This is a genomic window from Streptomyces sp. NPDC087310, assembly GCF_044744405.1.
In the GTDB taxonomy this organism is placed as follows: domain Bacteria; phylum Actinomycetota; class Actinomycetes; order Streptomycetales; family Streptomycetaceae; genus Streptomyces.
This window is the reverse complement of the sequence record NZ_JBIUYF010000004.1, coordinates 259,527-285,887: the sequence shown is the minus strand read 5'-3', so window position 1 is coordinate 285,887 and position 26,361 is coordinate 259,527. Positions and strand designations below refer to the sequence as shown.

Here is a 26,361-nt window from a genome sequence, read left to right as displayed (position 1 = left end):
TTCGAGAGGGCGCCGCAGGCCCGCCCCCTCCCTGGTTCGATGATCGCGGCTCCGGGGTGGGTCCCAGGCTGCCGGGCCGGTTCGCCCTGCGGGGCGCGCGGCAGTGGAGTGGGGCGGTGACGGCTTTCGTCAAGCGTCTACCGACCGGATGACGGCCGGGCTTCATGCCCCGCTGGTCACCCGCCGTGGTGGGGAGGCCAGATGGGCTCGGGGCGGCGGTGCGTGTGCCCGGAGTTCCGGATCGGGGTGCCGGGAGCACGCAGGAATGGAGCAACGGACGGACAACCCGTCAGCCGGGTGGGGCAAATTGGGGCATATCCTGCGCCTTATGGGTGGGGGTGCGCCCGATCGGTCTTGCTGAGGGCCCCCTGGCCTGCGGCGTCTGGTGGGGCGCCTCGGTGTCGGTCGTCTGTCGGGGCTGTCGGTTCGGTGTCGGTGGTCTGTCGGGGGAGGTCTGGAGCCTTGACGGAGGTCCTGCCGGTGCCCATCCGGCAGGCATCCGACAGGCAAGGAATCAGCATGACCACTGACGTCACGATCATCGGTGCCGGGCTCGGCGGCCTTACGCTCGCCCGCGTCCTGCATGTGCACGGCATCCCGGCCACGGTCTACGAGGCGGAGTCCTCGCCGACGGCGCGCACGCAGGGCGGGATGCTCGACATCCACGACTACAACGGCCAACTGGCCGTGCGTGCGGCCGGTCTGATGGATGAGTTCCACAGCATCATCCTGGAGGGCCATGAGGCGATGCGGGTCCTCGATTGGGAGGGGAACGTCCGGCTCGACCAGACCGACGACGGGACGGGCGGGCGCCCCGAGGTGCAGCGCGGGGAGCTGCGGCAGATGCTGCTCGACTCGCTTCCCGCCGGCACCGTCCGGTGGGGGCACAAGGTCCGTGGTGTCCGTGGCCTGGGCGGGGGCCGCCACGAGGTGGCCTTCGCCGACGGCGGGACGGTGGTCACGAGCCTGCTGGTGGGCGCGGACGGCGCCTGGTCGCGCGTGCGGCCGGTGGTCTCCGACGCCGTGCCCGCGTACACCGGGATGTCGTTCGTCGAGACCTACCTGTTCGACGCCGACACACGGCACCCCGCTGCCGCGAAGGCGGTCGGCGGTGGGGCGATGTTCGCCCTCGATCCGGGCACGAGGCAGATCGCGGCTCACCGGGAGAAGGACGGGACCCTCCACACCTACGTGATGCTGTCCAAGCCGCAGGACTGGTTCGCCGGCATCGACTTCACCGATTCCGCAGCGGCTGCGGTTCGGATCGCGCAGGAGTTCGAGGGCTGGGCCCCGGAGCTCACCGCCCTGATCACCGACAGCGACACCGCGCCGGTTCTGCGTCCCCACTTCACCCTGCCGGTCGGACACCGGTGGGAGCGGACACCGGGCGTGACTCTGGTCGGCGACGCCGCCCACCTCATCCCCCCGAACGGCGAAGGCGCCAACCTGGCCATGCTGGACGGCGCCGAACTCGGCGAGGCCCTCGCCGCGCACCCCGGTGATGTCGAGACCGCCCTCACCGAGTACGAGCGGGCGATGTTCCCTCGCAGCGCCGCAGTCGGCGAGGCCGAAGCCGAAACCCCTGACAATCCCTCACTCGAAGACCTGGTCAACTTCTTCACTCGGGACGAGTAGATCCAGGTCAGGCGTACGCCCAGCCGCTGTTCGAGCCGCTGGATCTGCCGACTCGGCGGTGCCCTTCCGGGACATCGCCGAGGCCATCGCCCGACAGTTCAACATCCCCACCCTCAGCCTGCCCCCGAGGAAGCACCCCGGCACTTCGCCGACTTCCTCGCCCACCTGCGCGTTGACACAGGAACAGTTCGGCTGGACGCCCAAGCACACCGGTCTGATCGCGGACATCGAGGACGACCACTACTTCGCCCGCAGTAACGGAACAACGGACGGCCAACCCCCCAATCACCCCGGGCATAGCGGGGCATAACGCATGCCTTTCGGATAAGGCAGCGCCCCATCCACCCACGGCGGGTGACCAGCGGGGCATGAAGCCCAGCACACAGCCGGTCGACGGACGCTTGACGAAACGCGCCACCACCCCACTCCACTACCGCGCGCCCCGCAGGGCGAACAACCCGCAAGCCTGGAACGGAGCGGAGGCACATCGGTGTTTCCCAGGGGACCCCTCCCCCCCGCCCCCTCCCCACTGCCCTTCCAGCGGCGCAGGGGTGTGAGTCAAGGGTGGCCGAAGGCCATCGGCGAAGCCGACGCGACAAAGGAGCGCCCTTGACGCACACCCCGGAGTCGCGATCATCGAACCAGGGAGGGGGCGGGCCACTCCCCACCACACACCCCCGCCCCAAGCCCCCCCCAGGCCCCCAGGCCCCCAGGGCGGCAGGTCAGACAACCAGCGCTACGACCTCGGCGCCGTCGGGATGTAGTCGAAGTTCGGGGTGAGCGTGCCGAACAGGGCGCCCACGGGCGGGGCTTCGCCGCCGGTGACCGAGGCGAACAGGCGGGACGCCTCCGCCGTGAGGTAGAACGGCGCCTGCTTGATGCGGAAGCCGGTGAAGCTCGGGCGGGCGCCCAGCATGACCTCGGCGTAGGTGGATTCCGCGATGACGACCTCGTCGGAGATCGGCACGCCGTCGACCTCGACGCCGGCCGAGTACGCGGGCGTCGGCATCACACGGATGTACGTCGGCTTCAGCGTGATGGTCTTGCCGGAGGCCACGTGGTGGAAGCGGAGGCCGCCCGGGTAGAAGATGCGCCCCCGGATGTCGAGACCGTCACCGGCCGTCGAGCCGATCGGCATGCTGAAGCCCTTGCGGTCCGCGTCCATCGCGAACGGGGTGATGGCCTCCAGCGTGATGCCCTCGCGCTCCATCCAGGACAGCGCGTCGGCGCCGAGCGCGATCTGGGCGTCGCCCCACGGGGAGATGTACGCGCCCGGGAACGGTGCGGCGACGGACGCCGCCCGGTGGGCGGCGGCGGGCTGCTGCGCGGTGGCCGAGGTCAGGCCGAGCGGCAGGGAGAGGGCCGCGACAGCGGCGAGGACGGTGAGACGTCGAAGGCCGTGCATGGGCATAAGAGCGTTTCCTCTTCTTTGATGGGGAGAGCGGCCACGGGCGATCGCCCAGCCTGGCCCAACAGGCTTATCCGACAAGCGCGTTCATGGAGATCCGAACGCACGCGCCTCCCTGCCGGGCCACGCCAATCCATGCATAGATATAAACCAGGGCAAACCACCACTGAGCCGTACGGAGGAAAACCGTCACGCGAAGGGGGTGCACCGGCCCGTGCGGGCGCCTCAAGATCATCGGAGACTCCACTCTGGGGCCCACACCCACCTCGGCACTGGAGAGACGCGCATGCCCCGAAACGTCAGGGAACCCGGAGAGCCACGATTCAGCCGGTCGTCACGGCGGCGCCTCACCGCCCTCGCCGTCGCCCTCGCCGCGCTCACCGCCGGCGCCCTGTCCGGCCCGTTCACCGGCACCGGCGAGGCGGGCGGTCACATCGACTCCCCGTCGACCCTGCTCGACCCCGCGACGGACCTGACCGACCTCTACGCCTTCACCAGCCCCGAGAACGCGGACCTCGTCACTCTGATCGCCAGCGTCCGCCCCCTCCAGGCGCCCGGCACCGCCGCCAACGCGCTCGTGGACTTCCCGTTCGCCACCGGCGCGCGGTACGAGATCCACGCGGACGCGGACGGCGACGGGGCGCCCGACACCACGTACCGCTGGACCTTCCGTGACGAGGACCGCCGACCCTTCGGGATGGGCCCCAAGGTCGGTCCGCTGCCGGTGACCTCGCTCGACGACCGGTCGCTCGGCATCCGCCAGAAGTACACGCTGGAGAAGGTCACGGCGGGCGGCGCCACCGAGACGCTGCTGCGTGACGCGATCGCCTCTCCCACCCACACCGGCCGGTTCCTGATGCCGGCCTACGACCGGCTGCGGAACCAGGCGATCCGCCAACTCCCGGGCGGCGGAAGGACGCTGGCCACCCATGCGGCGGACTCGTTCAAGTTCGACACCCAGGTCCTCGGCCCGTACGTGCTCGGCACGCGCGGCCCCGTACCGGGCTGGCTGCCCGACGCCCAGCCGCTGTCGGTGCTCAATGTGAACAGCCTCGTGCTCCAGGTGCCCAAGCGGGACATCGCTCTGAAGGGCGACCCCGCGCGCAACCCGGTCGTCGGCCTCTGGGCGTCCGTCTCCCGGCCCGGCGCGGATCTGAGCCGGAGCCTCGCGACCCAGGCCCCCTCCTTCCGGCAGGTGGCCCGGCAGGGCAACCCGCACCTCCCGCTCGCGCTCTTCGGCACCACCGTCGGGCTGTCCAAGCCCGGTGGCCCCGAGGACCGGTTCCAGACCCGCGTGCCGAAGGACGACCGGCAGGACGCTGCCTTCATGGCCGCCACGCTCGACCCCGTACCGCCGCACCACTTCGAGAGCGCCCAGGGCCACAAGGCGCCGGCGACTCCGCGCCTCGACATCCAGGCTCTGCTCATGAAGGGCATCGGCAAGGACAAGGCCAACGGCGCCGCCTTCGGCTTCGACCTCAACGCCCACACGATGAACGCCGACGCCGACCCGGCCCGCATCGTGCTCGCCGAGGAGCTGCGGCTGAACCTCTCCACTCCGGTCACCGCCGCGCCGAAGACGTACGGGGTCCTCGACGGGGACCTCCAGGGCTTCCCGAACGGGCGGCGCCTCAACGACCACGTCGACGGGCCGCTGCTCCGCATGCTGGCGGGCGAACCCGCGAAGCCCGCGCCCGCCGGTCTGGTGCCGGATCCGGTCGTCCGGCTGGAGCCCGCCGACGCGCAGTCCACGTTCCCGTATCTCAACCTCCCGCACGCGGGCCCGTGAGGCGTCGGATCACCTTGAAGACACTGATCAGCGCCGTGGGTGGAGCGGCGGCCGTGGCCGGGTGTGTGGCGGGACTGCTGTGGCTCGGTCCCTCCCCCGCCCGGCCGGGGGCCACCGCTCCGGCCGCCGCCACCGCCACCACCGGCACGGACAACGCGGGCGGAGGTTCAAGGGACAGGGACACGGCAGGCTCCGGCTCCGGCTCCGGCTCCGGGGATACGGTCGACGCCGCCCGGCGCCGTACGGAGGCGTACCCCGACGACCCCACCGCCTGGACCGTTCTCGCGCGCGCCGCGATCGAGCGGGCCCGCACCACCCTCGACGCGGGCCCGCTCGACATCGCCGACCAGGCGCTGCGCCGCTCGCTCGCCCTCGACGGCAGCCGCAACTACGGCGCGGTGACCGGTCTGGGCATGCTCGCCAACGCCCGGCACGAGTTCGCCGAGGCACGCGAACACGCGCTGCGCGGTACGCGGATGGCGCCCGACCGGCCGGACGCCTACGCCGTACTGGCGGACGCCGAGATCCAGCTCGGCCACTACCCGGCGGCGCGGGCGGCCGTGCAGCGGCTGCTCGACATCGCCCCGGCGAGCGCCGCGTACAGCAGGGCCGCGTACGACCTGGAGACCCACGGCAGGCCCACCGACGCGGCCATCGCGCTCCGGCGGGCCGTCGACAGCGCGGCGACCCCGGACGAACGGGCCTTCGCCGAGGCCCGCCTCGGTGATCTGCTCGGGTCCGGGGGCGACCTGGACAAGGCCGAACGGCACTACCGGCGCGCCCTGGACGCCGTCCCCGACCACCCCTACGGGCAGGCCGGGATCGCCCGGGTGACCGCCGCGCGCGGCGAGACGGACGCGGCCCGCGCGCTGTACGGGAAGCTGGTCGCGCGGACGCCGTTGCCGCAGTTCCTGCTGGAGGCCGTGGAGGTGCGCCGGGCGTCCGGGGCGCCGGGGCTGGGCGGCGAGGGGGCGGCGCTGGCGGCGCAGGTGCGGCTGGCGCGCGCGGACGGCGGTCCCGTCGACCCGCATCTCGCCCTCTACGCGGCCGATCACGGCGATCCGCAGGTCGCTGTGGAGCTGATGCGCAGGGAGTGGCAGCACACGCGCGGTGTCGTCGTCGCCGACGCGCTGGGGTGGGCGCTGCACCGTGCGGGGCGGTCCGAGGAGGCCCTTCCGTACGCGGTCCGGGCGGCCGGGACAGGCTGGCGCAACGCGCTGTTCCGCTACCACCGGGGCGCGATCGAGCGGGAGTTGGGGATGCCGGAGGCGGCCGGTCATCTGCGCGAGGCCACCGCCCTCAACCCGCACTTCACCCCGCCACCGCCCCGCGCCGAGAGGAACGACTGATGCCGGGCCTCCGCCGTACGGCGCCCCTGCTGGCCCTGCTCACCCTGCTGACCTGCGTGACCGTACCGACGGCCCACGCCCACCCGCTGGGCAACTTCAGTGTCAACCACCACGACGGGCTGCGGCTCTCGCACGACCGGATCGAGGACACCGCCGTCGTCGACAGCGCGGAGATCCCCACCGCGCAGGACCAGGACGCCACGGACACCGACCGGGACGGCGCCGTCTCCCCCGCCGAGGCCGCGCACCGGGCCGCCGAGCGGTGCGCCGAACTGGCGGGCCGTACCAGGGTTTCGGTACGCGGCGAACCCGCCGTCTGGCGTACGGGCCGCTCCACCCTGACGTACGGGAAGGGGGCGGCCGGTCTGCCGGTCGCCCGGCTGACCTGCGCGCTGCGGGCCGACGCCGCGCTCTCCCGGCCGTCCGACGTCGCCTTCGCCTCGGGGGCGGAGGCGGCGCGGACCGGCTGGAAGGAGATCACCGCCGTCGCGGGGGACGGGGTACGGCTGGCGGCGTCGCCCGTTCCGGCGCGGAGCCCGAGCGAGGTGCTGCGGCGGTATCCGACGGGCGAGGGCGAGCGGCCGCTCGACGTGACCGGTGCGACGTTCCGTACGGAGCCGGGCGCGGCGGCCGGTCCCGTAGCGGCGGACGGCCCCGCGGCAGCGGCGGACGCGGCGCCCGCCGTGCAGGCCGTGGCCCGGGACGCGGTCCTCTTCCCCGCGCTGGAGAACCGGCTCACCGGCCTGACCGCGGGCCGGGACCTCACCCTGCCGGTCGGTCTCCTCGCCGTGCTGCTGACCCTGCTCCTCGGCGCGGGCCACGCCGCCCTCCCCGGCCACGCCAAACTCGCGGTCGCCGCCTGTCTGGCCCGCCGGGAGGGCGGCGTACGGGCGGCGCTGGCGGTCGGGGCGACGGTGACGGTGACCCACACGGCCGGGGTCCTGGCCATGGGGCTGGCGCTGACCGCGGGCGGCGGATTCCTCGGGGAACGGCTGCTGGGCTGGCTGGGGGCGGTCAGCGGCGCGGTGATCGCGGCGCTGGGGACGGTGCTGGTGGTGACGGCGGTACGGACGTTACGGACGGGGCGACCGTCCGCACACTGGCATCACGGCCACAGCCACAGCCACACCCACAGCCACCCGCACACCCACCCGCACGGGCACGAGCACCCGCACCCGCACGCCCACGGACACAACGCCGACACCGACGCCGACACCGGCGCCCACGCCCCCAAGCCCCGCCGCGGCGGGCTTCCCGCACTCCTCGGCGTGGGGCTCGCGGGCGGGCTGGTGCCCAGCCCGTCCGCCCTCGTCGTGCTGCTCGGCGCCGTGGCCCTGAGCCGTACGTCCTTCGGGGTCCTGCTCGTCGTCGGCTACGGCGTCGGCATGGCGCTCACCCTGACCGCGGCCGGGCTGCTGCTCGCGGGCGGCGGGAGCCGGCTCGCCGCCCTGGGCGAGCGCCGCCTTCCGGCGCTGCGCCGCTGGACCCCGTACGGCACGGTCCTGACCGCGTTCGCCGTCCTGGCCGTGGGCATCGGCCTCACCCTGCGCAGCCTGCTCTGAGGCCGGTGCCCGCTGCCGGGGCGGCGGTCAGCCCAGCGCCGACTTCACCGCGTCCGCGAGCCGCCCCGCCACCGAGCGCGCCTGCTCGATGTCGGCCGCCTCGACCATGACCCGTACCAGCGGTTCCGTGCCCGAGGGGCGGAGCAGGACGCGGCCGGTGGAGCCCAGGTCGCGTTCGGCCTCCGACACCGCCGAGGCCAGTTCCGCGGAGGTCTTCACCCGCGCCTTGTCGACGTCGGGCACATTGATCAGCACCTGCGGCAGCCGCTGCATGACGCCCGCCAGGTCGGCCAGTGTGCGGCCGGTCGCGGCGACGCGGGCGGCCAGCATCAGGCCGGTCAGGGTGCCGTCGCCGGTGGTGGCGTGGTCGAGGACGATGACGTGGCCCGACTGCTCGCCGCCGAGGGCGTAGCCGTGCTCCTTCATCGACTCCAGGACGTAGCGATCGCCGACCGCCGTCTCGACCATGCGGATGCCCTCGCGCTCCATCGCCATCTTGAAGCCGAGGTTCGACATGACCGTACCGACCACGGCGTCGCCCCGCAGGGTGCCCGCCTCGCGCATCGCGAGGGCCAGGACGGCGAGGATCTGGTCGCCGTCGACCTCCTCGCCTGCGCCGTCCACGGCGAGGCAGCGGTCCGCGTCGCCGTCGTGGGCGATGCCGAAGTCCGCGCCGTGCTCGACGACGGCCGCCTTCAGCAGCCCGAGGTGGGTGGAGCCGCAGCCGTCGTTGATGTTCAGGCCGTCCGGCTCCGAGCCGATGGTGATGACCTCGGCGCCCGCGCGGGCGAACGCCTCGGGCGAGACCCGGGCCGCCGCGCCGTGCGCCTCGTCCAGGACGACCGTGAGGCCGTCGAGCCGGTTGGGCAGCACACCGATCAGGTGTGCCACGTACTGATCGAATCCTTCGTCGTACGAGCGGACCCGGCCGACGCCGCCGCCGGTCGGCCGCGCCCACGGCTCGCCGGTGCTGTGCTGCTCGTACAGCGTCTCGATACGGTCCTCCAGCTCGTCGGCGAGCTTGTGCCCGCCCCGCGCGAAGAACTTGATGCCGTTGTCGGGCATGGCGTTGTGACTCGCGGAGAGCATCACGCCGAGGTCGGCGCCCAGCACACCGGTGAGATACGCCACCGCGGGGGTGGGCAGCACACCGACGCGCAGGACGTCCACGCCCGCGCTCGCGAGACCCGCCACCACGGCGGCCTCCAGGAACTCGCCCGAGGCGCGGGGATCCCGGCCGACCACGGCCGTGGGCCGGTGCCCCTCGAACGTCCCCACCTCGCCGAGCACGTGCGCCGCCGCGACCGACAGGCCGAGCGCCAGCTCAGCCGTCAGATCGGCGTTGGCGACACCGCGCACGCCATCCGTGCCGAAGAGTCGTCCCACAGCTCTCCCTCCGAGAAACGCCGGAGTGGCGCCAGTGCCACCCCGAACGAAAGCGCTCCGAAATTGATCCGAAAATGCAAAGCCCTGCACATACACGTAAGCCCATTGAGCACCGGCTGCACTCTCATGCACCCTGAATGCTGTTATACGCCCGCGGCTCGCGATAAACGAACGCCCCGGCGGCACGGAGTGCCGCCGGGGCGAACGGTAGGCCGAAAGGCTGTGAAACAGCCGAACCAGCCGTCGTGCGATTTAGCGCTTGCTGTACTGCGGCGCCTTGCGGGCCTTCTTGAGACCGGCCTTCTTGCGCTCGACCGCACGGTCGTCGCGGCTCAGGAAGCCGGCCTTCTTCAGCGTGGCGCGGTTGTTGTCCACGTCCGCCTCGTTCAGCGAGCGGGCCACGCCGAGGCGCAGGGCGCCGGCCTGACCGGAGACGCCGCCACCGGAGATACGGGCGATGACGTCGTAGCGGTTGTCGAGCTCAAGCACCTTGAAGGGCTCGTTGACAGCCTGCTGGTGCACCTTGTTGGGGAAGTACTCCTCAAGGGTGCGACCGTTGATCTTCCACTTGCCGGTGCCCGGGACGATCCGGACGCGGGCGATGGCGTTCTTGCGACGGCCCAGGCCGGCCGCCGGCTGCGGGTCGCCGAAGCGGCCGGCGAGCGACTCGGAGGTGTACTCACCCTCGACGGGGACCTCCGACTCGAAGGTCGTCACGGCGTCAAAGGTCTCTTCGACCTCGGCGCCTTCGACGGGGGTCTCTGCAGTGGTCTCGGCCACGATGCTCCTCAGATTTCTTTTCGTCTTAGGGGGTGGCCGGAACTACTGCGCGACCTGGGTGATCTCGAACGGCACCGGCTGCTGGGCAGCGTGCGGGTGCTGGTCGCCCGAGTAGACCTTCAGCTTCGAGATCATCTGACGGCCCAGGGTGTTCTTGGGGATCATGCCCTTGATGGCCTTCTCGACGGCCTTCTCGGGGTTCTTCGCCATCAGCTCGTCGTAGCGGACGGAACGCAGACCACCCGGGTAACCGGAGTGGCGGTACGCCATCTTCTGGGTCTTCTTGTTGCCGGACAGGTGCACCTTGTCCGCGTTGATGATGATGACGAAGTCACCGGTGTCAACGTGCGGCGCGTAGATCGGCTTGTGCTTGCCGCGCAGAAGGTTGGCGGCGGTGGTCGCCAGACGGCCCAGGACGATGTCCTGCGCGTCGATGATGTGCCACTGGCGCGTCACATCGCCGGGCTTGGGGCTGTACGTACGCACGGTCGTATGCCTTCGCTTCTTCAGTGATGAGGTTCCCGCAGCCCGCGAGGGTTGAGGGACGGGTCCTGACAAGGCCACCCGGACGATCACGACAGCCCTGGTGATGCGACGGGGACGCAACCCGTGCACCTACCGCTGTCCATCGGCCCGGTGAACCGGCGTAAGGGCCCCTCGCGTGAGAACGACCAAGCCAATACGCATAACGAACCAGCAGAATACCGCCGCCGCCCCGTACGGGTCAAAACGGGGGCCGTACCCCCGCACGCACCGGGACAACCCCCCACATCACCGCACCCGTACCCGTACCCGGCACCACTACCGCGCCCGTACCACCCTGCGCTCGTCCCACACCGGCTCCGGCGTCTCCCGTACGACCCCGTCGGAGCCGAAGACCAGATAGCGATCGAACGAACGTGCGAACCAGCGGTCGTGGGTCACCGCCAGCACCGTCCCCTCGTACGCCTCCAGGCCCTCCTGGAGCGCCTCCGCCGACTCCAGGTCCAGGTTGTCCGTCGGCTCGTCCAGCAGCAGCGCCGTCGTGCCCGCCAGCTCCAGCAGCAGGATCTGGAAGCGCGCCTGCTGGCCGCCGGAGAGCTTGTCGAAGGGCTGGTCGCCCTGGCGCTCCAGCTCGTACCGGCGCAGCACGCTCATCGCGCCGCCCCGGTCCTTCGCGTACTCCGTCCACAGGATGTCGACGAGCGGGCGCCCCAGCAGCTCCGGGTGCGCGTGTGTCTGCGCGAAGTGCCCCGGCACCACCCGTGCGCCGAGCTTCCACTCACCCTCGTGCCGGACGTCCTCGCCGGCCAGCAGCCGCAGGAAGTGCGACTTGCCGGAGCCGTTCGAGCCGAGGACGGCCACCCGCTCGCCGTAGAAGATCTCCAGCGAGAACGGCTTCATCAGGCCGGCCAGCTCCAGATTCTTGCAGGTCACCGCCCGTACGCCGGTGCGGCCGCCGCGCAGCCGCATGGTGATCTCCTGCTCGCGCGGCGGCTCGGGCGGCGGCCCGGCCTCCTCGTACTTCCGCAGCCGGGTCTGCGCCGCCGCGTACCGGGACGCCATCTCGTGGCTGATCGAGGCCGCCTGCCGCAGGTTGACCACCAGCCGCTTGAGCTGCGCGTGCTTCTCCTCCCAGCGCCGCTTCAACTCCTCGAACCGGGCGAACCGCTCCCGCCGCGCCTCGTGGTACGTGCCGAACCCGGCGCCGTGCACCCACACGTCGGAGCCGCCGGGCCCCGGCTCCACGCTGACGATCTTCTGGGCGGCCGTGGCCAGCAGCTCCCGGTCGTGGGAGATGAAGAGGACCGTCTTACGGGTCTCCTTCAGCTTCTCCTCCAGCCAGCGCTTGCCCGGCACGTCCAGATAGTTGTCCGGCTCGTCGAGGAGCAGCACCTCGTCGGGGCCGCGCAGCAGCGCCTCCAGCACCAGCCGCTTCTGCTCGCCGCCGCTGAGCGTGCGCAGGGCACGGAACTGGGCCTTGTCGTACGGGATGCCGAGCGCCGCCGTCGTACAGATGTCCCAGAGCGTCTCGGCCTCGTAGCCGCGCGCCTCCGCCCAGTCGCTGAGCGCCTGCGCGTACGCCATCTGCGCGGCCTCGTCGTCGACCGTCATGATCCCGTGCTCGGCCCGGTCCACGGCCTCCGCGGCCTCCCGGATCCGGGGCTGTGAGACCGAGACCAGCAGGTCACGGACCGTACGCTCGTCGCGCCCCGTGCCGTCGTCCCGTACCGACCCCACGAACTGGGACATCACACCGAGCCCGCCGCTGACGGTCACCGTCCCGCCGTGCGGCTGCAACTCCCCCGCGATCATCCGCAACAGCGTCGTCTTTCCCGCGCCGTTGGCCCCCACGAGGGCGACGACGGCGCCTTCCGCGACGCGGAACGAGGCGTCGGCGAGCAGCACCCGCCCGTCGGGGAGGTAGTACTCCAGGTGCGCTGCCTCTACATGTCCCATGCTCCGCATTGTCGGCGTAGGTGGGGCCAGGACCCAAACCGGTTTTGGCGGCCCGTACCGTACCGCCCGACGGTCTAAACTGCGCGGCATGAGCTTTGGGCATGGGCAGGGGGGGCAGGGCCCTTCGTGGGGCGGCCCCGGTTCACCGGACCACGATCCGTACGGGGCACGGCAGTCGCAGGGCGGGTACGGATCCCAGGACCCGTACGAGCCGCCGGCCTCGGACCGGTACGACACACAGACACCCGACTGGGCGGCGCTGGCCGACGCGTCCGCCGCCCGGGGCCGCCGTAAGCGCTGGCTGATGATCGGCGGCGGGGTGCTCGCGACCGGCGCCGTCGCCGCGATCGTCGCGACGGCCGTCGTCTCGATGAACGGCAGCGGCACCGACAACGGTACGGAGAACACCGCGGGCCAACTCCCGACCTCCGGCACCGACGTGCCGAACCAGAACGGCGAGCCCGCCCCGTCCTTCCCGTCGGCCGCGCCGCTGCCGCCGCCGGATCCGAAGGACTTCATATCCAGCGCCGACAAGGACAAGGCCCCGCTCGGCGAGGACACCCTGTTCCCCGGCAAGAAGCTGACGATGGGCGACCGCGTCTATCTCAAGGCCGCCACGACCTCCACCACCAACTGCGCCGCCGCGACCCAGGGCGCGCTGGGCTCCGTACTCGCGTCGAACAGTTGCGACCAGGTCATCCGCGCCACGTACCACAAGGACGGGGTGGCCGTCACGGTCGGCGTCGCCGTCTTCGAGCGGGAGGCCCAGGCGCTGAAGGCCAAGGACCAGGCGCAGGGCGGCATCGCCTCGCTCTCCGGCTCCGGGGTCGACACCTTCTGCCGGGCGCCGTCGATCTGCCTCAAGACCACCAACTCGTACGGCCGGTACGTCTACTTCACCGTCGGCGGCTTCATGAACGGCAAGAACGTCGCCAAGACCGACAAGGGCGTCTACGCGACCTGCGACGACCTCGCGGAGTTCACCTTCCGCCAGATCCTCGGCCGGGGGCAGGCGCAGGCGTCGGCGGCGGCCACGGAGCCCGTAACCCAGTAGCCCCATTTGCGTTCACCTGAGTATGTTTCACAGAGACTGCACAGGATGATCACAGGGGAGAGCCGATGACGGCCGTCAAGATCACCGTGGTGGTGCCGACCTACAACTCGGGACCCCACATCGAGCCGCTCGTCGACTCACTGCTCCGGCAGACCATGCCCCGCGACGCGTTCGAGGTCCTGTTCGTCGACGACGGCTCGACCGACGGGACCCCGGCGCGCCTCGCGGCCCTCGCCGCCGAGCACCCCCACTTCCGTACCGTCTCCATCCCCAACTCCGGCTGGCCCGGCCGCCCCCGCAACGTCGGCGTGGCCCAGGCGAACGGCGCGTACGTGCAGTTCGCCGACCACGACGACCGGCTGGCGCCCGAGGCGCTGGAGCGGCTGTACGCGATGGCCGAGCGCAACGGCTCCGACATCCTCATCGGGAAGGTCGCGAGCAACTTCCGGGCCAGGGGCGTTCCGTACGCCCTGATGAGCCGTACGCACGAGTCCTGCACGGTGTGGAACGCGCCGCTGATCGACAGCCTCACCCCGCACAAGATGTTCCGCACCGCGTTCCTGCGCGAGCACGGCATCGTGCACCCCGAGGGGCCGTGGATCCTGGAGGACCAGCTCTTCATGGCGCGCGCCTACCTCAAGGCGTCCGTCGTCTCCGTCCTCGGCGACTACGTCTGCTACACGTACTGGGCGCGCGACGACGCCTCCAACGCCGGTACGACCGCCATCGACCCGCGGTACTTCTACGGCAATCTGCGGCAGATCCTGGCCACCGTCGTCGCGGGCACGGAACCGGGCCCCGCGCGCGACCGGCTGCTGCGCCGCTTCTACCGCGTCGAGCTGCTGCACCGGCTCGGGGTGGAGCCCGAGGGGCCGCCGACCGATCCGCCCTTCCGGGACGACCCGTTCGACGCCGTACGGGAGCTGGCCGAGGAGTTCATGACCGACGGCGTGCACGACGGGCTGCCGGTCCTGTACCGCGTGCGGTCGACGCTGCTGCGTGCCGGCAGACCCGCCGAACTCACCGAGTTCACCCACCGCCTGCGGGAGCTGCGGGCCCACTGCGCGGTCGGAGCCACGTACTGGAACCGCGACCGCCTCAAGGCCACCTTCACCGCCCGCTTCGAGGAACACCCGGGCGGCCCGGGCCTGTTGCTGGCCCGGCGCGGGGAGCGGTACTTCCTCGCCCCGTCGCTGACCGACGGGGTGCTGGCGGAGCCCGTCGAGGTGACCGACGCGCTGAAGACGTTCAAGGCGGACGTGCTGCTGCGGCACACGGAGACCGCGCACGTGTGGCCGGTGGAGCGCGAGACCTCCCTCGTCCTGGAGGAGGAGGGTCCGGCCGCGGACGACGGTACGGTCCTGGTCCGCCCCGTCGTGCGCGGCACCCTCGCCGTGGACCCGCGGCGCGCCGCGGGCGGCCGTCCGCTGGACGACGGCACGTGGGAGGTACGGGTACGGCTCACCGGCGCCGGATTCGACCGCTACGCGACCGCGCTCGACGCCGGGGGCCGCCCGCTGACCGTACGGCGTACGGACCTGCCCCCGGCCGGGGTCAAGGTCAGCGTCGTCGTCCGGACGCCGCGCCCCGGACGGACGGCGGGCACCGCGGCGGACGTCGTACGGACCACGGGCGCCGCCGCGGACGCCCTGCGCCACACCCTCGACTCCCTGGCCGCGCAGACCCTGCCGTCCGCCGCGTTCGAAGTGATCGTGACCGAGGACCGCGACACCGGGCTCACCGACGCGACCGGGGCGTACGTCCTCTTCCTGGAGCCCGGCACGGAGGTGGACACCGAGGCGCTGGAGCGGCTGTACGCGTACGGCGTCGAGCACGACGCCGACATCGTCGCCGGGAAGCCCGCGGGCCGGGGCAGACCCGTCCCGCACGCGCTGTTCACCCGGGACCGGCCGCGGGCCACCCTCGCCAAGGACCCGCTGGCCGACAGCCTCGGCGCGGACAAGCTCTTCGACCGGGCGTTCCTCGCCCGGCACGGCCTGCGCTTCGCCCCGGCCCCCGAGGCGGGCGTCGGGGGCCGGGAGACCCTGGCCGAGCAGGCGTTCACCGCCGAGGCGACCGTCCTGGCGGGCCGCACGGCCGTCCTCGGCCGACAGGTCTGCTTCCGGTACGGCCCGGTCCCCGACGGGCCCGCCGTACCGCCCGGCGCGTTCTACCCGGCGCTGCGGGCGCTCATGGCCCGGGTCGACGCCCTCACCGAGCCGGGCGCGGCGCGCGACCGGCTGCACCGGCGCTGGCTGCGTCTGGAGCTGCTGGAGCGGCTGAGCGGGACGGAGCTGCTCGACCTCGACGACTCCGCCCGGCGCGTCCTGTTCGACGCGATCCGCGAGGTGGTCGAGGACGGCCTCTCCCCCACCGCGGGCGCGGCGCTGCCCGCCGTACGCCGGGTCGCGCTCACCCTGATCGCCGACGGCCGCCCCGACGCGCTCACGGCGCTCGTGCGCTGGGAGACCTCGATCGGCTGCCACGCCCGCCTGGACCGGGTGAGCAGCCCGGACGACACCACGCTCCGGGTCGCCTTCACCGCGCATCTGCGGACGGCGGAGGGTCCGCTGGACGTGTCACCGCCGGACGGGGAGGCGCGGCGCTTCCTGGCCCCGGTGGGGCTCGACGGGCCCCTGCCCGGCCTCTTCGCCCGCGAACCGCTCACCTCGGGTGCGCGCCCCGACCAGGCGTCCGCCGTGCTGGTCCTGCGCGCCCGCGAGAGCGGCAAGGAGCACAAGGTGGCCACGGAGTGCACCGTCGCCTACACCGGGGGCAGCGGGCTGAGCATCACGGGGACGGCGTCGCTCACGGCGGCCGGGCTGCGCGCCGGCGTCTGGGACGCCTCCGTACGGCTGACCGCGCTCGGCTGGACGAAGTCCGCCCGGCTCGGCGCGGACCGGGGCCCGGACGTGCCCGAGGAGCTTCCGGCGGCGGCCCGGATCGCCCCGTACTGGACCACGCCCGGCGGGGAGCTGTCCTTCCGCGTCACCACACCGCGCCCGGCCGGTCCGCGGCCCCGGATACTGCTGCACCGGGTGAGCCGCCGGCTACGCGGCGCGAGCCAGCCCCAGGGCCGCTGAGGCCGCTGGCGTCACTGAGGCTGCTGGGGCCGCTGGCGTCGCTGCTGCTGGGGCCGCTGGCGTCGCTGAGGCCGCTAGCAGCCCGCGCAGCTCTCCGCCGTACCGCCCAGCGTCCGCTTGTTGCGGGCCTGGCGGTTGCGCGCGCCCAGCAGCTCGTCGGCCGGGTAGCCGACCTCCTCCAGCGTCAGCCCGTGCGGGCGTACGACATGCACCGCCGAGTCCCGTACGCCCGCCGCCAGGACCTTCGCCGGCCACTCCACCGGCCGGTGGCCGTCGCCGACGAAGAGCAGTGCGCCCACCAGCGAGCGCACCATGTTGTGGCAGAAGGCGTCGGCGCGCACGGTCGCGGTGATGACACCGCTCGCGTCCCGCACCCACTCCAGCCGCTGAAGCGTACGGATCGTCGTGGCGCCCTCGCGCCGCTTGCAGTACGCGGCGAAGTCGTGCTCCCCGAGCAGCCCGGCCGACGCCGCGTTCATGGCGGCCACGTCCAGCGTCCAGTCGTGCCAGAGCACATGGCCGCGCAGCAGCGGGTCGACGCCCCCGGGGTGGTCGGTGACGCGGTAGGCGTACCGGCGCCAGATCGCCGAGAAGCGCGCGTTGAAGCCCGCCGGTGCCTCCTCGGCCCGCCAGACCCGTACGTCGTGCGGCAGCCGCCCCGCGAGGCGCCGCAGCAGCCGCTCGCGGTGCTCCTCCCAGACGTCCAGCGGAAGGTCCACGTGGGCGACCTGGCCGCGCGCGTGCACGCCCGCGTCGGTCCGCCCGGCCACGGTCAGGTCGTACGTACGGGAGGAGCGCGTCACCGTGCGGAGCGCGTCCTCGATCTCGCCCTGGACCGTGCGCCGGGTGCGCTGCCTGGCCCAGCCGGAGAAGTCCTTGCCGTCGTAGCTGAGGTCCAGCCGTACCCGTACGTGACCGGCCGCCGGGCCCTCGGGGTTCTGAGGGCCCTCGGAGCTCTCGGGGTTCCCGGGGCCGTCGGCCTTCTCGGGGTTCTCGCTCACCTGCACACCTGTCCGATCCTCTCCCAACGGAAAAACGGAACGGGCCCGCCCCCCTGAGGGAGCGGACCCGTCCGTACAGCCGACCGCAGGACTCAGGCGTCCTTGGACTCGGCCTCGTCCTTGGCCTCGGCGGCGGGCTTGGCGTCCTCGACGGTCTCGGCCGGAGCCTCGTCCTTCTTGAGGGCGTCTTCCTTCACCGCGCGCTTCGTCGCGGCCTCGGCCTCACCGGTGGCCTCCTGCGCCACGGTCAGGGCCTCGACCAGCTCGATGACCGCCATCGGGGCGTTGTCGCCACGACGGTTGCCGATCTTCGTGATGCGGGTGTAACCACCGGGGCGGTTCTCGTACCGCGGGGCGATCTCGGTGAAGAGCGTGTGGACGATGCTCTTGTCCGTGATCGACTCCAGGACCAGGCGACGGTTGTGGATGTCGCCCTTCTTCGCCTTGGTGATGAAGCGCTCCGCGACGGGACGCAGGCGGCGGGCCTTGGCCTCGGTCGTGGTGATGCGGCCGTGCTCGAAGAGCGACTTCGCGAGGTTCGCGAGGAGCAGCTTCTCGTGCGCGGCGCTGCCGCCCAGACGGGCACCCTTGGTGGGCTGCGGCATGGTGTTTCTCCTTGTGTCTGCACCGGCCGTATCAGGTACCGGTGTCAGTTCCCACGAGGCGGTCGCCCCGCGGAAGCGAAATCAGCTCAGCACGTCTCCGTACGTGAGCTCAGAGCCGCTCAGTACTGCTCGGTCTCCACGAAACCGGCGTCCGCGTCGTCCTCGGCGCCGAAGGCGTCCGCGGCGGCGGTCGGGTCGAATCCGGGCGGGCTGTCCTTGAGCGCGAGGCCCATGCCGGCCAGCTTCGCCTTGACCTCGTCGATCGACTTGGCGCCGAAGTTGCGGATGTCGAGCAGGTCCGCCTCGGAACGGGCCACGAGCTCACCCACGGAGTGGATGCCCTCGCGCTTGAGGCAGTTGTACGACCGAACGGTGAGCTCCAGCTCCTCGATCGGCAGGGCGAGATCGGCGGCGAGCGCGGCGTCCGTCGGCGACGGGCCCATGTCGATGCCCTCGGCGTCGATGTTCAGCTCGCGCGCCAGACCGAACAGCTCGACCAGCGTCTTACCGGCGGACGCCATGGCGTCACGCGGCCGCATGGCCTGCTTGGTCTCGACGTCGACGATCAGCTTGTCGAAGTCGGTGCGCTGCTCGACACGGGTCGCCTCGACCTTGTACGTGACCTTGAGCACCGGCGAGTAGATGGAGTCGACCGGGATACGGCCGATCTCCTGGCCGACCTGCTTGTTCTGGACGGCGGAGACGTAGCCGCGACCGCGCTCGACGGTCAGCTCCATCTCCAGCTTGCCCTTGCCGTTCAGCGTGGCGAGGACGAGGTCCGGGTTGTGCACCTCGACACCGGCCGGCGGGGCGATGTCCGCCGCCGTGACCAGGCCGGGACCCTGCTTGCGCAGGTACATCACGACCGGCTCGTCGTGCTCCGAGGAGACGACGAGCTGCTTGATGTTGAGGATGAGGTCGGTGACGTCCTCCTTGACGCCCGGCACGGTGGTGAACTCGTGCAGGACCCCGTCGATCCGGATGCTCGTGACGGCGGCACCGGGGATCGAGGAGAGGAGCGTGCGGCGGAGCGAGTTGCCGAGGGTGTAGCCGAAGCCCGGCTCCAGCGGCTCGATCACGAACCGGGAGCGGTATTCGTCGACGACCTCTTCGGTCAGCGACGGACGCTGAGCGATAAGCATGGGTGATTCCTTCAGTTGGGGACGCCCGCTATTTGACGTCCATCAATACTGACAAGGGTACGGGCGGCACGACGCGAAAGCGCCGTACCGCCCGCAACCTCAAGACGGCCGAGCCTCAGACGCGGCGGCGCTTGGGGGGACGGCAGCCGTTGTGCGGGGTGGGGGTGACGTCCTGGATCGAGCCCACCTCCAGGCCGGTGGCCTGGAGCGAGCGGATCGCGGTCTCACGGCCGGAGCCGGGACCCTTGACGAAGACGTCGACCTTGCGCATGCCGTGCTCCTGCGCGCGACGGGCGGCCGACTCGGCGGCCATCTGCGCGGCGAAGGGGGTGGACTTGCGCGAGCCCTTGAAGCCGACGTGGCCGGCGGAGGCCCAGGAGATCACGTTGCCCGAGGGGTCCGTGATCGAGACGATCGTGTTGTTGAACGTGCTCTTGATGTGGGCGTGCCCGTGAGCGACGTTCTTCTTTTCCTTGCGGCGCACCTTCTTGGCAGCGCCCTGACGACCCTTGGGGGGCATCTATTTCTCCTACAGGGAGGTGGTCGGTCCTACAGCGAAGACCGCTGGTGAGCGTCCGGCTGAGGACTACTTCTTGCCCGGCTTCTTCTTGCCGGCGATCGCGCGACGCGGACCCTTGCGGGTACGGGCGTTCGTGCTGGTGCGCTGACCGTGCACCGGCAGGCCGCGGCGGTGACGCAGACCCTGGTAGCAGCCGATCTCGACCTTGCGGCGGATGTCGGCGGCGATCTCGCGACGGAGGTCACCCTCGGTCTTGAGGTTGGCGTCGACGTACTCGCGGATCTTGACGAGGTCTTCCTCGGCAAGGTCACGGACGCGAACGTTCGCGTCGACGCCGACGGCGGCGAGGGTCTCCTTGGACCGGGTGCGCCCGATACCGAAGACGTAGGTGAGGGCGACCTCGACGCGCTTGTCGCGCGGGAGGTCAACGCCTGCGAGGCGTGCCATTCATGGCTCCTGATGTGTCGGAGGTCTACCGCAGTGTCTGTCCCGGCTGCCGTACGGAATCCGTACGGTCCGGGTCCCCGGCCTCCGCCGGAGGTGTCGGTCCCATCGACTGGGAGCCGGACACTGCGTCATTACGTTTGCTCGCGTCGCGCGAAGTACTGCGAGGTGCTGGGGGGTCTTGCGTCAGCCCTGGCGCTGCTTGTGGCGCAGGTTGTCGCAGATGACCATGACCCGGCCGTGACGGCGGATCACCTTGCACTTGTCGCAGATCTTCTTGACGCTCGGCTTGACCTTCATGGGATTGAGGTTCTCCGGGTCAGTGCGCACGTCCGGTTGAAGGGACGTCCACAAGATCTACTTGTATCGGTAGACGATCCGGCCACGCGTCAGGTCGTACGGAGACAGCTCCACCACGACCCGGTCATCGGGAAGGATTCGGATGTAGTGCATCCGCATCTTCCCGCTGATGTGCGCGAGGACCTTGTGACCGTTCTGCAGCTCCACCTTGAACATGGCGTTCGGGAGGGACTCGATCACGGTGCCCTCAATTTCGATGGCACCTTGCTTCTTGGCCACGCTTCGCCCTTCGAATCGGCTACCTTGATCGATTCTGGCAATCGCATGAGGACACACGGGTACACCAGAGCCGACGCGTCAGTCTACGGGAGCACACACGAAAAGACGAATCCGTTCAGTTTGCCCACCGTGGAAGATCTTTAAGCAACAGCCCTACGCGAGCGGGTCCGGCGCCGCCGTGACACCCAGCTCCGCCAGCTTCGCCTTACCGCCGTCCGGGGCGGTGAGGACGAGGGGGCCCTCCTCCGTCAGCGCCACCGAGTGCTCCCAGTGCGAGGACCAGGTCCCGTCGGTCGTGATGACCGTCCAGTCGTCCTCCAGCACCTGCGTACGGGGCGTGCCGAGGGAGACCATCGGCTCGATCGCCAGGCAGAAGCCGGGGATCAGCTTGGGGCCCTTGCCGCGCTTGCGGGTGACGTAGTTCAGCAGGTGGGGGTCCATGTGCATCTCGGTGCCGATGCCGTGGCCGCCGTACTCCTCGATGATCCCGTACTTGCCGCCGCCGGGACGCGGCTGGCGCCTGATGTACGTCTCGATCGCGCGGGAGACGTCGATGAGGCGGTTGCCGGCCCGCATCGCCGCGATGCCCGCCCACATCGACTCCTCGGTCACCCGGGACAGCTCGACCAGCTCCGGAGCGTGACCGGTGCCGACGAAGGCCGTGAAGGCCGCGTCACCGTGCCAGCCGTCGATGATCGCGCCCGCGTCGACGGAGATGATGTCGCCGTCCTTGAGGACCGTCGTGTCGTCGGGGATGCCGTGGACGACCACCTCGTTGACCGAGGTGCAGATCGTCGCGGGGAACCCGCCGTACCCGAGGAAGTTCGGCTTCGCGCCGTGCTCGGCGAGGACCTTGCGGGCGACCTGGTCGAGATCCCGGGTGGTGGCGCCGGGCACCGCCGCCTCGCCGGTGGCCGCGTGCACGGCGGCGACGACCAGCCCCGCCTCGCGCATCTTCGCGATCTGCTCGGGGGTCTTGATCTCCACCATGCCTGTGCCTTCCACCTGACTGTCAGAGAATCGATACGCCGGGCCGGTGTCCCTCTCGGCGGGCCCGGCCCTGCGGTGCCTGCTCAACAGTACGGCCGTGGTGCCCAGGGGACACCACGGCCGTACCGCGTACTGCTGAGGCTGCGAGGCCCGGTCAGGTCTGCGAGGCCGGGTCGCGCTCCAGGGCCGCCATCGCACGCTCGGTCACCTCGGTGACCTTGCCGAGCGCCGAGATCGTCACGACCAGGCTCTGCGCCCGGTAGTGGTCGATGATCGGCTCGGTCTGCGTGTGGTAGACCTCCAGCCGCGTCCGTACGGTCTCCTCGGAGTCGTCGTCCCGCTGGTACAGCTCGCCGCCGCAGGCGTCACAGACGCCTTCCTGCTTCGGCGGGCTGTACGTCACGTGGAAGACGTGCGCGCTGTCGTTGCGGCAGATGCGCCGGCCGGCGATCCGCTTCACGACCTCCTCCTCGGGGACCTCCAGGTCCAGTACGGCGTCGAGGTGCACGCCGTCCGCCGTGAGCGCCTTGTCGAGCGCCTTCGCCTGCGACACATTGCGCGGGAAGCCGTCCAGCAGGAAGCCGTTCTCGGCGTCCGGCTGGGCCATGCGGTCCTGCGCCATCGCGATGGTGACCTCGTCGGGCACGAGATTCCCGGCGTCCATGAACGCCTTCGCCTGTTTGCCGAGGTCGGTGCCCTGGCTGATGTTGGCGCGGAACAGGTCGCCCGTGGAGATGTGCGGGATCGACAGGTTCTTGGCAAGGTACGCGGCCTGCGTTCCCTTGCCGGCACCGGGCGGTCCGACGAGGACGATTCGCATCAGCGGAGGAACCCTTCGTAATTGCGCTGCTGAAGCTGGCTCTCGATCTGCTTGACGGTCTCCAGCCCCACACCCACGATGATCAGGATGCTCGTCCCGCCGAACGGGAAGTTCTGGTTGGCACCGCCGAAGCCCGCCAACGCCATCGTCGGTACGAGAGCGATCAGCCCCAGGTACAGCGAGCCCGGCCAAGTGATCCTGTTGAGCACGTAGCTCAGGTACTCGGCCGTGGGCCGGCCTGCCCGGATACCCGGGATGAACCCACCATACTTCTTCATGTTGTCGGCGACTTCTTCGGGGTTGAACGAGATCGCCACATAGAAGAAGGCGAAGAAGACGATCAACAGGAAGTACGTCGCGATGTAGTACGGGTGGTCGCCCTTGACGAAGTGGGCCTCGATCCAGGTCTTCCACGCCGAGTTCCCGCTGGAGAACTGCGCGACCAGAGCCGGGATGTAGAGCAGCGACGACGCGAAGATGACGGGGATCACACCCGCCTGGTTCACCTTCAGCGGGATGTACGTCGACGTACCGCCGTACGACCGGCGGCCGATCATGCGCTTCGCGTACTGCACGGGGATACGGCGCTGGGCCTGCTCGACGAAGACGACGAGGCCGACCATCACGAAGCCGATCAGGATGACCGTGCCGAACTCGATCCAGCCGTCCGCGAGCGTGCCGCTCTGCTTGATGGCCCACAGCGCGCCGGGGAAGCCCGCGGCGATCGAGATGAACATGAGGATGGACATGCCGTTGCCGATGCCGCGGTCGGTGATCAGCTCACCGAGCCACATGACGGCAGCGGTGCCCGCGGTCATGGTGATCACCATGACGACCGTGACGAAGATCGACTGGTCGGGGACGATCTGCGACGCGACCGGGCAGCCGCTGAACAGCGCGCCGCTGCGTGCGGTGGCCACCAGTCCGGTGCCCTGGAGCACGGCGAGGGCGACGGTCAGATAACGGGTGTACTGAGTGATCTTCGCCTGGCCGGACTGGCCCTCTTTCTTGAGGGCCTCCAGCCGGGGGATGACCACGGTCAGGAGCTGCAGAATGATGCTCGCGGTGATGTACGGCATGATGCCGAGCGCGAAGATCGTGATCTGCAGCAGCGCCCCGCCGCTGAACATGTTCACCAAGCCGAACAGGCTGTTGTTGCCCTTCTGGGCCGCGTCGACACAGATCTGGACATTCGCGTAGCTGACGCCGGGCACGGGCACATGCGCCCCGAGCCGGTACAGCACGATGATGCCGAGTGTGAAGAGCAGCTTCTTGCGCAGGTCGGGCGTCTTGAACGCCCGGGCGAACGCGGTGAGCACGGTGCCTCCTGCGACCCCCGCGCTACTGCGTCAGAGGTGACGGTATTGAGGATCGACGGATACGGAACGAGCGGGTCCCGGAGCGCGAGCCCCGGGTCCGGGGAGCGAGCCCCCGGCTTCGTACAGCAACAATGCACGCCACCTTACCGGCGACAGTGCCCCCCTAGGAACGACCAACCGGGGATGCCCCATGGAAGAGGCATCCCCGGTCGGATGTTCAGGCCATCGAGTTGTCTCAGACGAGCTCGGTGACGGTGCCGCCGGCGGCGGCGATCTTCTCCTTGGCGGAGCCGGAAACGGCGTCAACCGAAACCTGCAGCGCCACGGTGATCTCGCCCTGGCCCAGGACCTTGACGAGGCTGTTCTTGCGCACCGCACCCTTGGTGACCAGGTCGGCCACCGTGACCTCGCCGCCCTCGGGGTAGAGAGCGGAGAGCTTGTCCAGGTTCACGACCTGGTACTCGGTGCGGAACGGGTTCTTGAAGCCCTTCAGCTTCGGGAGGCGCATGTGGAGGGGCATCTGCCCACCCTCGAAGCGCTCCGGAACCTGGTAGCGGGCCTTGGTGCCCTTGGTACCACGACCTGCGGTCTTACCCTTGGACGCCTCACCACGACCCACACGGGTCTTGGCGGTCTTGGCGCCCGGGGCAGGACGGAGGTTGTGGGCCTTCAGCGGGCCGTTGTTCTCGGCCATGTCAGTCGACCTCCTCGACCGTGACGAGGTGCCGCACGGTGTTGGCCATGCCGCGGAACTCGGGACGGTCCTCCTTGACCACCACGTCGTTCAGGCGCTTCAGCCCGAGCGAACGCAGCGTGTCACGGTGGTTCTGCTTGCTGCCGATGTACGACTTCGTCTGCGTGATCTTGAGACGGGCCATTACGCACCCGCTCCCGCACGCGCACGGAGCAGAGCGGCCGGGGCGACGTCCTCAAGGGGCAGACCACGGCGAGCCGCGATCTCCTCGGGACGCTGCAGACCCTGGAGGGCCGCCACCGTCGCGTGCACGATGTTGATCGCGTTGTCCGAGCCGAGCGACTTCGACAGGATGTCGTGCACGCCCGCGCACTCCAGCACGGCACGCACCGGGCCACCGGCGATAACGCCGGTACCGGGGGAAGCCGGCTTGAGCAGAACGACGCCCGCCGCCTTCTCGCCCTGGATCGGGTGAGGGATGGTGCCCTGGATACGGGGGACCTTGAAGAAGTGCTTCTTGGCCTCCTCAACACCCTTGGCGATGGCGGCCGGCACCTCCTTGGCCTTGCCGTAACCGACACCTACGGTGCCGTCACCATCGCCCACCACGACCAGCGCGGTGAAGCTGAAGCGACGACCACCCTTCACAACCTTGGCGACACGGTTGATCGCGACGACGCGCTCAACGTAAGCGGTCTTCTCGGCGGCAGCGCCACCGTCGCGACCCTTCCGGTCCCGCCGCTCGCCGCCACCGGCACCGCTTCCGCGGCGCTGGGGTCCAGCCATTGGATTTACCTCTCTCTGTTACGTCCGTTAGTCCCGGAACCGGGGCCTAGAACTTCAGCCCGGCTTCGCGGGCGGCGTCAGCCAGAGCGGCAATGCGCCCGGCGTACCTGTTGCCACCACGGTCGAACACGACGGCCTCGACACCCGCGGCCTTGGCGCGCTCGGCGACCAGGGCGCCGACCTTCTGCGCCTGGGCGCTCTTGTCGCCCTCCCCACCGCGGATCGAGGTGTCCAGGGTCGACGCCGACGCGAGCGTGTGGCCCGCGATGTCGTCGATGACCTGCGCCACGATGTTGCGGTTGGAGCGCGTCACGACGAGGCGAGGACGCTCCGGCGTACCGGAGACGTGCTTGCGCACGCGGATGTGGCGGCGCTTGATGGCGGCGCGCTTGTACGCGTCACCCTTGGCGATCTTTACACCGTATGCCATGGCTTACTTACCCGCCTTTCCGACCTTGCGGCGGATGACCTCGCCCGCGTACTTGACGCCCTTGGCCTTGTACGGGTCGGGCTTCCGCAGCTTGCGGATGTTAGCGGCGACCTCGCCGACCTTCTGCTTGTCGATGCCCTCGACGGTGAACTTCGTGGGCGTCTCGACCTTGAAGGTGATGCCCTCGGGGGCCTCGATGAGGATCGGGTGGCTGTAGCCCAGGGCGAACTCCAGGTTGGAGCCCTTCGCCTGGACGCGGTAACCGACACCGCTGATTTCGAGCGCCTTGATGTATCCCTGGGTCACGCCGGTGATCATGTTCGCCACCAGCGTGCGGGACAGGCCGTGCAGGGCCTTGTTCTGACGCTCGTCGTTGGGGCGCAGCACCGAGAGGGTGCCGTCCTCGCCCTTGGTGACCTCGATCGGCGCGGCGACGGTGTGCGAGAGGGAGCCCTTGGGGCCCTTCACCGCTACCGTGCGGCCATCGATGGTGACGTCCACACCGGCGGGAACCTGGATGGGGAGCTTGCCGATTCGCGACATGAG

At 70.6% G+C, this 26,361-nt stretch carries 26 protein-coding genes; 6 read left to right on the top strand and 20 right to left on the bottom strand.

Annotated features, from left to right (window positions below):
* The first annotated feature begins 519 nt into the window (after nt 1–519).
* Nucleotides 520–1,635 (top strand): FAD-dependent oxidoreductase, encoded by a 1,116-nt coding sequence (locus ACIO3P_RS16455; RefSeq protein ID WP_401854675.1) that lies wholly within the window; start codon nt 520–522, stop codon nt 1,633–1,635.
* Nucleotides 1,636–2,371: 736 nt separating this feature from the next.
* On the opposite strand, the gene ACIO3P_RS16450 is transcribed toward ACIO3P_RS16455, so the two are convergent.
* Nucleotides 2,372–3,046, bottom strand: a complete 675-nt coding sequence (locus ACIO3P_RS16450; protein ID WP_329828636.1) for a hypothetical protein — start codon at nt 3,044–3,046, stop codon at nt 2,372–2,374.
* A 283-nt stretch (nt 3,047–3,329) separates the two neighbouring features.
* On the opposite strand from ACIO3P_RS16450, the gene ACIO3P_RS16445 reads away from it, so the two are divergent.
* From ACIO3P_RS16445 to ACIO3P_RS16435, 3 genes are read left to right on the top strand one after another with little or no spacing between them, the layout of a single operon-like run.
* Entirely contained in the window at nt 3,330–4,832 is a 1,503-nt protein-coding gene (locus tag ACIO3P_RS16445) for a DUF4331 domain-containing protein (protein WP_329828635.1), read from the top strand.
* 14 nt (nt 4,833–4,846) lie between these two features.
* Nucleotides 4,847–6,181, top strand: a complete 1,335-nt coding sequence (locus ACIO3P_RS16440) for a tetratricopeptide repeat protein (RefSeq protein ID WP_401854678.1) — start codon at nt 4,847–4,849, stop codon at nt 6,179–6,181.
* Nucleotides 6,181–7,743 (top strand): nickel transporter, encoded by a 1,563-nt coding sequence (locus ACIO3P_RS16435; RefSeq protein ID WP_401854679.1) that lies wholly within the window; start codon nt 6,181–6,183, stop codon nt 7,741–7,743. Before ACIO3P_RS16440 ends, ACIO3P_RS16435 begins: the two co-directional genes overlap by 1 nt.
* A 27-nt stretch (nt 7,744–7,770) precedes the next feature.
* On the opposite strand, the gene glmM is transcribed toward ACIO3P_RS16435, so the two are convergent.
* From glmM to ACIO3P_RS16415, 4 genes are all read right to left on the bottom strand, one after another.
* The gene (glmM, locus tag ACIO3P_RS16430; RefSeq protein ID WP_329828632.1) at nt 7,771–9,129 is read right to left on the bottom strand and encodes a phosphoglucosamine mutase; all 1,359 of its coding nucleotides are present in this window, start codon (nt 9,127–9,129) and stop codon (nt 7,771–7,773) included.
* A 252-nt stretch (nt 9,130–9,381) separates the two neighbouring features.
* Nucleotides 9,382–9,909, bottom strand: a complete 528-nt coding sequence (gene rpsI, locus ACIO3P_RS16425; protein ID WP_329828631.1) for a 30S ribosomal protein S9 — start codon at nt 9,907–9,909, stop codon at nt 9,382–9,384.
* A 42-nt stretch (nt 9,910–9,951) separates the two neighbouring features.
* Nucleotides 9,952–10,395 carry a 50S ribosomal protein L13 gene (gene rplM / locus ACIO3P_RS16420; RefSeq protein ID WP_329828630.1) on the bottom strand — a complete coding sequence of 148 codons (444 nt, stop codon included), beginning with the start codon at nt 10,393–10,395 and terminating at the stop codon, nt 9,952–9,954.
* A gap of 315 nt (nt 10,396–10,710) precedes the next feature.
* The gene (locus ACIO3P_RS16415; protein WP_401854682.1) at nt 10,711–12,357 is read right to left on the bottom strand and encodes an ABC-F family ATP-binding cassette domain-containing protein; all 1,647 of its coding nucleotides are present in this window, start codon (nt 12,355–12,357) and stop codon (nt 10,711–10,713) included.
* A 79-nt stretch (nt 12,358–12,436) separates the two neighbouring features.
* Here ACIO3P_RS16415 and ACIO3P_RS16410 point away from each other — a divergent pair, with 79 nt between their 5' ends.
* On the top strand, nt 12,437–13,402 hold the full coding sequence (locus ACIO3P_RS16410) for a hypothetical protein (protein ID WP_329828628.1): 966 nt from the start codon (nt 12,437–12,439) through the stop codon (nt 13,400–13,402).
* Between the two features lie 65 nt (nt 13,403–13,467).
* Nucleotides 13,468–16,485: a glycosyltransferase gene (locus ACIO3P_RS16405; RefSeq protein WP_401854685.1), complete on the top strand. Its 3,018-nt coding sequence runs from the start codon at nt 13,468–13,470 to the stop codon at nt 16,483–16,485.
* Nucleotides 16,486–16,559: 74 nt separating this feature from the next.
* On the opposite strand, the gene truA is transcribed toward ACIO3P_RS16405, so the two are convergent.
* The 15 genes from truA to rplF all read right to left on the bottom strand — a co-directional run bounded on the left by truA (nt 16,560) and on the right by rplF (nt 26,358).
* Nucleotides 16,560–17,384 (bottom strand): tRNA pseudouridine(38-40) synthase TruA, encoded by an 825-nt coding sequence (truA, locus tag ACIO3P_RS16400; RefSeq protein ID WP_329829646.1) that lies wholly within the window; start codon nt 17,382–17,384, stop codon nt 16,560–16,562.
* 194 nt (nt 17,385–17,578) lie between these two features.
* On the bottom strand, nt 17,579–18,091 hold the full coding sequence (gene rplQ, locus ACIO3P_RS16395; protein ID WP_329828626.1) for a 50S ribosomal protein L17: 513 nt from the start codon (nt 18,089–18,091) through the stop codon (nt 17,579–17,581).
* Nucleotides 18,092–18,210: 119 nt separating this feature from the next.
* On the bottom strand, nt 18,211–19,233 hold the full coding sequence (locus ACIO3P_RS16390; RefSeq protein ID WP_329828625.1) for a DNA-directed RNA polymerase subunit alpha: 1,023 nt from the start codon (nt 19,231–19,233) through the stop codon (nt 18,211–18,213).
* A gap of 115 nt (nt 19,234–19,348) precedes the next feature.
* Nucleotides 19,349–19,753, bottom strand: coding sequence for a 30S ribosomal protein S11 (gene rpsK / locus ACIO3P_RS16385; RefSeq protein WP_003956432.1), 405 nt, complete (start codon nt 19,751–19,753; stop codon nt 19,349–19,351).
* Nucleotides 19,754–19,819: 66 nt separating this feature from the next.
* Nucleotides 19,820–20,200, bottom strand: coding sequence for a 30S ribosomal protein S13 (gene rpsM / locus ACIO3P_RS16380; protein ID WP_114659649.1), 381 nt, complete (start codon nt 20,198–20,200; stop codon nt 19,820–19,822).
* A gap of 183 nt (nt 20,201–20,383) precedes the next feature.
* On the bottom strand, nt 20,384–20,497 hold the full coding sequence (gene rpmJ, locus ACIO3P_RS16375) for a 50S ribosomal protein L36 (protein ID WP_003956441.1): 114 nt from the start codon (nt 20,495–20,497) through the stop codon (nt 20,384–20,386).
* A 57-nt stretch (nt 20,498–20,554) separates the two neighbouring features.
* Nucleotides 20,555–20,776 carry a translation initiation factor IF-1 gene (gene infA, locus ACIO3P_RS16370; RefSeq protein ID WP_003956442.1) on the bottom strand — a complete coding sequence of 74 codons (222 nt, stop codon included), beginning with the start codon at nt 20,774–20,776 and terminating at the stop codon, nt 20,555–20,557.
* Between the two features lie 153 nt (nt 20,777–20,929).
* Nucleotides 20,930–21,766: a type I methionyl aminopeptidase gene (gene map, locus ACIO3P_RS16365; protein WP_329828624.1), complete on the bottom strand. Its 837-nt coding sequence runs from the start codon at nt 21,764–21,766 to the stop codon at nt 20,930–20,932.
* A 154-nt stretch (nt 21,767–21,920) separates the two neighbouring features.
* On the bottom strand, nt 21,921–22,586 hold the full coding sequence (locus ACIO3P_RS16360) for an adenylate kinase (RefSeq protein WP_329828623.1): 666 nt from the start codon (nt 22,584–22,586) through the stop codon (nt 21,921–21,923).
* Entirely contained in the window at nt 22,586–23,905 is a 1,320-nt protein-coding gene (gene secY, locus ACIO3P_RS16355) for a preprotein translocase subunit SecY (RefSeq protein WP_329828622.1), read from the bottom strand. Before secY ends, ACIO3P_RS16360 begins: the two co-directional genes overlap by 1 nt.
* A gap of 235 nt (nt 23,906–24,140) precedes the next feature.
* The gene (gene rplO / locus ACIO3P_RS16350) at nt 24,141–24,599 is read right to left on the bottom strand and encodes a 50S ribosomal protein L15 (RefSeq protein WP_329828621.1); all 459 of its coding nucleotides are present in this window, start codon (nt 24,597–24,599) and stop codon (nt 24,141–24,143) included.
* 1 nt (nt 24,600) lies between these two features.
* On the bottom strand, nt 24,601–24,783 hold the full coding sequence (gene rpmD / locus ACIO3P_RS16345; RefSeq protein ID WP_041985698.1) for a 50S ribosomal protein L30: 183 nt from the start codon (nt 24,781–24,783) through the stop codon (nt 24,601–24,603).
* Nucleotides 24,783–25,385: a 30S ribosomal protein S5 gene (rpsE, locus tag ACIO3P_RS16340; RefSeq protein WP_030351447.1), complete on the bottom strand. Its 603-nt coding sequence runs from the start codon at nt 25,383–25,385 to the stop codon at nt 24,783–24,785. Before rpsE ends, rpmD begins: the two co-directional genes overlap by 1 nt.
* Nucleotides 25,386–25,431: 46 nt before the next feature.
* Nucleotides 25,432–25,815, bottom strand: coding sequence for a 50S ribosomal protein L18 (rplR, locus tag ACIO3P_RS16335; protein ID WP_114659653.1), 384 nt, complete (start codon nt 25,813–25,815; stop codon nt 25,432–25,434).
* Nucleotides 25,816–25,818: 3 nt separating this feature from the next.
* Nucleotides 25,819–26,358, bottom strand: coding sequence for a 50S ribosomal protein L6 (gene rplF / locus ACIO3P_RS16330; RefSeq protein WP_329828620.1), 540 nt, complete (start codon nt 26,356–26,358; stop codon nt 25,819–25,821).
* Between the last annotated feature and the right edge of the window lie 3 nt (nt 26,359–26,361).

Bases quoted from the DNA above. Each gene is read 5' to 3' on its own strand.
- ACIO3P_RS16445 (WP_329828635.1), top strand. From the start codon at position 3,330: ATGCCCCGAAACGTCAGGGAACCCGGAGAGCCACGATTCAGCCGGTCG.
- rplO (WP_329828621.1), bottom strand. From the start codon at position 24,599: ATGGCCGAGAACAACGGCCCGCTGAAGGCCCACAACCTCCGTCCTGCC.
- rpsM (WP_114659649.1), bottom strand. From the start codon at position 20,200: ATGGCACGCCTCGCAGGCGTTGACCTCCCGCGCGACAAGCGCGTCGAG.
- rplF (WP_329828620.1), bottom strand. From the start codon at position 26,358: ATGTCGCGAATCGGCAAGCTCCCCATCCAGGTTCCCGCCGGTGTGGAC.
- ACIO3P_RS16450 (WP_329828636.1), bottom strand. From the start codon at position 3,046: ATGCCCATGCACGGCCTTCGACGTCTCACCGTCCTCGCCGCTGTCGCG.
- rpsK (WP_003956432.1), bottom strand. From the start codon at position 19,753: ATGCCCCCCAAGGGTCGTCAGGGCGCTGCCAAGAAGGTGCGCCGCAAG.
- ACIO3P_RS16455 (WP_401854675.1), top strand. From the start codon at position 520: ATGACCACTGACGTCACGATCATCGGTGCCGGGCTCGGCGGCCTTACG.
- ACIO3P_RS16410 (WP_329828628.1), top strand. From the start codon at position 12,437: ATGAGCTTTGGGCATGGGCAGGGGGGGCAGGGCCCTTCGTGGGGCGGC.
- rplR (WP_114659653.1), bottom strand. From the start codon at position 25,815: ATGGCATACGGTGTAAAGATCGCCAAGGGTGACGCGTACAAGCGCGCC.
- rpmJ (WP_003956441.1), bottom strand. From the start codon at position 20,497: ATGAAGGTCAAGCCGAGCGTCAAGAAGATCTGCGACAAGTGCAAGGTG.
- ACIO3P_RS16390 (WP_329828625.1), bottom strand. From the start codon at position 19,233: ATGCTTATCGCTCAGCGTCCGTCGCTGACCGAAGAGGTCGTCGACGAA.
- rpsE (WP_030351447.1), bottom strand. From the start codon at position 25,385: ATGGCTGGACCCCAGCGCCGCGGAAGCGGTGCCGGTGGCGGCGAGCGG.
- ACIO3P_RS16360 (WP_329828623.1), bottom strand. From the start codon at position 22,586: ATGCGAATCGTCCTCGTCGGACCGCCCGGTGCCGGCAAGGGAACGCAG.
- rpmD (WP_041985698.1), bottom strand. From the start codon at position 24,783: ATGGCCCGTCTCAAGATCACGCAGACGAAGTCGTACATCGGCAGCAAG.
- ACIO3P_RS16405 (WP_401854685.1), top strand. From the start codon at position 13,468: ATGACGGCCGTCAAGATCACCGTGGTGGTGCCGACCTACAACTCGGGA.
- ACIO3P_RS16435 (WP_401854679.1), top strand. From the start codon at position 6,181: ATGCCGGGCCTCCGCCGTACGGCGCCCCTGCTGGCCCTGCTCACCCTG.
- rplQ (WP_329828626.1), bottom strand. From the start codon at position 18,091: ATGCCGCAGCCCACCAAGGGTGCCCGTCTGGGCGGCAGCGCCGCGCAC.
- ACIO3P_RS16415 (WP_401854682.1), bottom strand. From the start codon at position 12,357: ATGCGGAGCATGGGACATGTAGAGGCAGCGCACCTGGAGTACTACCTC.
- map (WP_329828624.1), bottom strand. From the start codon at position 21,766: ATGGTGGAGATCAAGACCCCCGAGCAGATCGCGAAGATGCGCGAGGCG.